This window comes from Sphingopyxis sp., from assembly GCF_035565275.1.
GTDB lineage: Bacteria > Pseudomonadota > Alphaproteobacteria > Sphingomonadales > Sphingomonadaceae > Sphingopyxis.
The window spans coordinates 1-5,610 of sequence record NZ_DATMST010000149.1; the positions used below are offsets into that span (position 1 = coordinate 1).

Here is a 5,610-nt window from a genome sequence, read left to right on the forward strand (position 1 = left end):
GCTGCCGGCGCCTGGCGCCCCCGCCGCGGCCGCACCGCAGGCGATCCGCCCGGTCGAAGCGGTGCTCGCCGATGGCAATCGTATCCCGATCGAAACCCCCGCGATCGCCGGATCGATCAATCTTGTCGGCGCGCGCATCGACGACATCACGCTCAGCAAATATCGCCAGACGATCAGGAAGGATTCGCCGCCGGTCCGCCTGTTCGCGCCGGGCGGCACCAAGGCGGCCTATTTCGCCAGCATCGGCTGGTCAGCGCAGGGCATCGCAGTGCCGAACGCAAACACCGTCTGGACCGCGAGCGGCGCGAAGCTGACCCCCGCGACGCCGGTCACGCTGAGCTGGGCGAACGCCACCGGCCAGACCTTCCGCATCGAATACAGCATCGACGCCAATTACCTGATCACCGCAAAGCAGACGATCGCCAACACCGGCGCCGCGCCGGTGACCGCAAGCAGCTTTGCGCTGATCGACCGCCTCGGCAAGCCGACCGACCCGCACGAGCAGGACAGCTGGACGATCCACGTCGGTCCGACCGGATATCTGGGCGGCAAATCGGTGTTCGACACCGATTATGACGATGTCGAGGAGGCGCCGAACCGCACCGTCCGCTATAATTCGGCGGGCTGGCTCGGCTTCACCGACAAATATTGGCTCGCCGCGATCGTCCCGGCGAAGGGCGAGCGCGTGACCGCAGCGATCAGCTCGCCGAGCACGAACAACTACCAGACGCTGTTCGCGCGCGATTTCGCAACCGTGGCGCCGGGCAAGCAGGTCACGACGACGAGCCGCATTTTCGCCGGCGCGAAGGAAGTGAGCATCCTGTCGAAATATCAGGATGATCAGGGCATCACGCGCCTGTCGAACGCGATCGACTGGGGCTGGTTCGAATTTTTCGAGGTGCCGATCTTCAAGCTGCTCGACTGGCTGTTCAAGCAGGTCGGCAATTTCGGCGTCGCGATCATGGTGCTGACGCTGATCATCCGCGCCCTGATGTTCCCGATCGCGCAGCGCCAGTTCGGATCGATGGCGCAGATGCGCCTCGTCCAGCCGAAGATGAAAGCGCTGCAGGACCGGTACAAGGACGACAAGCCGAAGATGCAGCAGGAGCTGATGAAGCTCTACAAGGACGAGAAGATCAATCCGCTCGCCGGCTGTCTGCCGATCGTCATCCAGATCCCGATCTTCTACGCGCTGTACAAGGTGCTGATGCTGACGATCGAAATGCGCCACCAGCCGTTCATCCTGTGGATCAGGGATCTGTCGGCGCCCGATCCGCTGCACATCCTGAACCTGTTCGGCCTCCTGCCCTTCACCCCGCCGTCGATCCTGTCGATCGGCATCCTCGCGGTGATCCTGGGCATCACGATGTTCCTGCAGTTCCGCCTGAACCCGCAGGCGACCGACCCCGTGCAGCAGCAGGTGTTCAAGATCATGCCGTGGCTGTTCATGTTCATCATGGCGCCGTTCGCCGCGGGCCTGCTGCTCTACTGGATCACGAACAACATCCTGTCGATCGCGCAGCAGCAGTGGATGTACCGCAAGTTCCCGCAGCTGAAGGCGGCACCGGCAAAGTGAGCGAAGTCGATCTTGAACCCGGTGCCGATCCCGAAAGGGCCGAGCGCGCACGCAAACTGTTTTCAGGGCCGATCGCGTTCCTGAAATCGGCGCCGGCGCTCGAACACCTGCCGCCGCCCAGCATGCCCGAAATCGCCTTTGCCGGACGATCGAATGTCGGCAAATCGTCGCTGCTCAACGCGCTGACGAACCGGAACGGGCTGGCGCGTACGTCGGTCACGCCGGGGCGGACGCAGGAGCTCAACTATTTCGACGTCGGCGAGCCGCTGATTTTCCGGCTGGTCGACATGCCCGGCTACGGCTTTGCCAAGGCGCCGAAGGATGTCGTCAGGAAATGGCGCTTCCTGATCAACGATTACCTCCGCGGCCGCGCGGTGCTGAAGCGCACGCTCGTGCTGATCGACAGCCGCCACGGGATCAAGGACGTCGACCGCGACGTGCTCGAAATGCTCGACACCGCGGCGGTCAGCTATCGCATCGTCCTGACCAAGGCCGACAAGATCAAGGCGACCGAACTCGAAGCGGTGCAGGCCGCGACCGAGGCCGAAGCGCGCAAGCATCCCGCCGCGCACCCGCAGGTGATCGCGACGAGCAGCGAAAAGGGCATGGGCATCGCCGAACTGCGCACCGCGGTGCTGGAGGCGGTCGAGAGCTGACCTTTTCCTCCCCTTCCGCTTGCGGGAGGGGTTGGGTGAGGGCATGTAGCGGGGACTTCGGGCCGAAACAGCCCCCCCTGACCCCTCCCGCAAGCGGAAGGGGAAACCGGAGACCCCATGAAACTCTTCCTCGGCAACAAGGCATATTCCAGCTGGAGCCTGCGCGGCTGGCTCGCGGTCAAGCACAGCGGCCTGCCGTTCGAGGAAGTCACCGTCCCGCTTTACGACGAGGACTGGTCGAACCGCCGCGAGGGCGACGAGTTCGCACCGTCGGGCGGCAAGGTGCCGATCCTGTGGGACGGCGAGGATATCGTCGTGTGGGACAGCCTCGCGATCATCGATTACCTCAACGAAAAGACCGGCGGCACGAAGGGTTTCTGGCCCGACGACATGCCGGCGCGCGCGATGGCGCGGTCGATGGCGGCCGAAATGCATTCGAGCTTCGCGGCGCTGCGCCGCAACCACAGCATGAACATCCGGCGCATCTATCCGCCGGCCGAGCTGCTGCCCGAGGTGCAGGCCGACGTCGTGCGCATCTTCCAGATCTGGGCCGAGGCGCGCGCGCGGTTCGGCGGCGAAGGCGACTTTCTCTTCGGCAGCTGGTCGGCGGCCGACATCATGTTCGCGCCCGTCGTGACGCGCTTCGTCACCTATTCGATCCCGCTGCCGCGCTTTGCGGCGGCCTATGCGCAGGCGGTGATCAGCCATCCGTGCATGCAGGAATGGATCGGCGGCGCGCAGGCCGAGGACTGGATAATCGAGAAGTTCGAAGGGCCGGTCGAGGGCTGAACCCGGCACGAACCGGCCGTTCAGGAACCGATGCCGGCGGCATGATAGGACGGGGCATGCAAAGACGATCCATCCTGAGCTGCATGGGCCTTGCCCTGCTTGCCCCCGTCGCGATCGCCGCGGCGCCCGGCGCCCCCGACTGGGAAATCGGCCCCGTCATCCGCGGCAAGAATTATTCGGTCGGCATGCCCCTGCGGCCGCGGCCGACGCCCACCGGCTGGACGTTCGACTTCCCTGCCCCCGACGCCGCGACGGGGCATGTCCATTATGTCACCTTCCGTCCGGGCTCGCTGGCCGGAAAGTCGCGGATCACCGTTCGCTACCGCATCGACGCGCGGCCCGGGACGCGCTTCGTCCCGCAGGAAAGCCCCGACCTGCCCGCGGCGCTGTCGCTCTATCTCCAGCGGCGCGGCGATACCTGGTCGGCGAAGGGGCGCTATGAACATTATCGCTGGTTTTCACCGGCCGCGACGGTCAGGGCGCTTGCGCCGGGCGAATATGAGATGCGCGTTCGCCTCGACGATCCGGACTGGATTTCGGTCATGGGACGGACGTCGGGATCGAACCCCGATGCGATGCGCGCCGCGCTGGCCGATGCCGACCGGCTGGGGCTGACCTTCGGCGCGCTCGGCGGGCCGCGCGGGCACGGCGTTTTCGCGACGACCCCGGCGCGCTTCACCCTGCTCGCCTTCGATATCCGTTAGGGAATGCGCGTCGCCGGATAGGGTGTGCCGTCCTTGTGGAAATAGCCGTCGGGCGTGAACAGCATGTCGATGTCCGAATAGCCGCCGCCGGTGTCGTATTTCTTGCCGCCGCCCAGCGCGACGAAGACGCAGTCGCTGTCCGATTCGTTGACCAGATGATGGCCGTTGGTATTGCCCTTGGGCCAGACGGCGATGTCGCCCGCGCGCATCGGCCAGCGTCCGTCGTCCTCGATCAGCACCGCCTCGCCCGATATCATCACCAGCATCTCGTCCTCGCCGTCGTGCCAGTGGCGCTGCGACGACCAGGCACCGGGTTTGAGCACGACGTGACTCGCGGCGAAATCGCCGAGGCCCGTGGCGGGGGAGAGACGGCGGTACCAGCGGCCCTGCACCGGCTGATCGTAAGGCGCGGGGTAGCCGGTAGCGTTGGTTTGCGGGATCGTATCGAGATCGAGCTTGGGCATGGAAGTCCTCGTGGTTTTGTTCTTCCTTTGTTTCGCACAAAGGCGATGCGATGCAAAGCCTCGACTTGAGCGGCGGCGAGGGGGTAAGGGAGCGGCATGAGCATCACCGTCGATCCCGTAGAACTCGCGAAGGCGCTGATCGCCGCGCCGAGCGTCACCCCCGCCATGGGCGCCGTGTTCGACGCGCTGGAGGCGGCGCTCGTCCCGCTCGGCTTTACCGTCGAGCGTTTCGTCGACGGGATCGAACCCGACGGGCCGGTCGAAAACCTGCTCGCGGTGCGCGCGGGCAAGGGACCGAAGCATTTCGGCTTTGCCGGGCATCTCGACGTCGTGCCGCCGGGGGTGGGCTGGACCGGCGATGCCTTTGCTCCCGAGATACGCGGCGACCTGCTCTATGGCCGCGGCGCGGTCGACATGAAGGGCTCGATCGCGGCCTTTGTCGCTGCGGCGGCCGCCACACCGGTCGATGCGGGAACGGTCAGCCTGATCATCACCGGCGACGAGGAAGGCCCCGCGATCTTCGGCACCCGCGCGCTGATGGAGCATATGGACGCACGCGGCGTGAAGCCCGACATGATCGTCGTCGGCGAGCCGACGTCGGTGAACAAGCTCGGCGACATGGTGAAGATCGGGCGGCGCGGGTCGGTCAATATCTGGATCGACGTACCGGGGACGCAGGGCCATGTCGCCTACCCCCACCTTGCCGACAATCCGATCCCCAAGCTGGTCAGGATATTGGCGGCGATCGATAGGTTGGCGCTCGACAGCGGCAACGACTGGTTCCAGCCGTCGAACATCGAATTCACCGATCTCGAGGTCGGCAATGGCGCAACAAACGTCATCCCGGCGTCGGCACGGGCGCGGCTGTCGATCCGTTTCAACGACCAGTATAGGGGCGCCGACCTTGTCGCGCTGGTCGAGCGGATCGCGCACGACGTCGAACCGAAGGCGAAGATATCGGGCAAGATTTCGGGCGAGGCCTTCCTGACCCCGCCGGGCGACCTGTCCGAACTGGTCGCCGAGGCGATCCATGCCGAGACCGATGTGATGCCCGAAATGTCGACGACCGGCGGCACGTCGGACGCGCGCTTCCTCCACGCGCTGTGTCCTGTGGTCGAGTTCGGGCTGACCAATGCGACGATGCACAAGCTCGACGAGGCGGTCGCGGTAGAAGATTTGCACAGGTTGACCGCGATCTATCGCGGCATATTGATGCGCGCTTTCCTCTAATCCTCGCGCGATCTGCGCAGGATGACATAGACCGCGCCCGCACCGCCATGACTGATATGCGCGGGGCGCAGCGCGACGATCTGGTCGGCGTAGGGTGAGTAAGCGAGCCAGTCGGGCAGCGAGGCGCGGATCGCGCCGCGCGGACGCGGGTCGCCATGCATCTGCGGCAGGCGGTCGGCGCCGGGACGCAG

7 protein-coding genes are annotated in these 5,610 nt (G+C 65.7%); 5 read left to right on the top strand and 2 right to left on the bottom strand.

Features of this window, described 5'->3' with window-relative positions; all coding sequences use genetic code 11:
* The 4 genes from yidC to VN047_RS10390 all read left to right on the top strand — a co-directional run.
* Positions 1–1,576: membrane protein insertase YidC (gene yidC, locus VN047_RS10375; RefSeq protein ID WP_325542387.1), on the top strand; the 1,576-nt coding region annotated here is incomplete at its 5' end.
* Positions 1,573–2,232, top strand: a complete 660-nt coding sequence (yihA, locus tag VN047_RS10380; protein ID WP_325542389.1) for a ribosome biogenesis GTP-binding protein YihA/YsxC — start codon at positions 1,573–1,575, stop codon at positions 2,230–2,232. The genes yidC and yihA, both read left to right, overlap by 4 nt.
* Positions 2,233–2,349: 117 nt before the next feature.
* On the top strand, positions 2,350–3,021 hold the full coding sequence (locus tag VN047_RS10385; RefSeq protein WP_325542391.1) for a glutathione S-transferase family protein: 672 nt from the start codon (positions 2,350–2,352) through the stop codon (positions 3,019–3,021).
* A gap of 56 nt (positions 3,022–3,077) precedes the next feature.
* Entirely contained in the window at positions 3,078–3,725 is a 648-nt protein-coding gene (locus tag VN047_RS10390; protein WP_325542393.1) for a hypothetical protein, read from the top strand.
* Here the strand turns inward: VN047_RS10390 and VN047_RS10395 are convergent.
* Complete coding sequence (locus VN047_RS10395; RefSeq protein ID WP_325542395.1) at positions 3,722–4,189, bottom strand: cupin domain-containing protein; 468 nt, start codon at positions 4,187–4,189, stop codon at positions 3,722–3,724. The genes VN047_RS10390 and VN047_RS10395 overlap by 4 nt on opposite strands.
* A 96-nt stretch (positions 4,190–4,285) precedes the next feature.
* Between VN047_RS10395 and dapE the strand changes: the two genes are divergently transcribed.
* Positions 4,286–5,419, top strand: coding sequence for a succinyl-diaminopimelate desuccinylase (gene dapE / locus VN047_RS10400; protein WP_325542397.1), 1,134 nt, complete (start codon positions 4,286–4,288; stop codon positions 5,417–5,419).
* Here dapE and VN047_RS10405 read toward each other — a convergent pair.
* On the bottom strand, positions 5,416–5,610 hold a 195-nt coding region (locus tag VN047_RS10405), incomplete at its 5' end, for a Smr/MutS family protein (protein ID WP_325542399.1). The genes dapE and VN047_RS10405 overlap by 4 nt on opposite strands.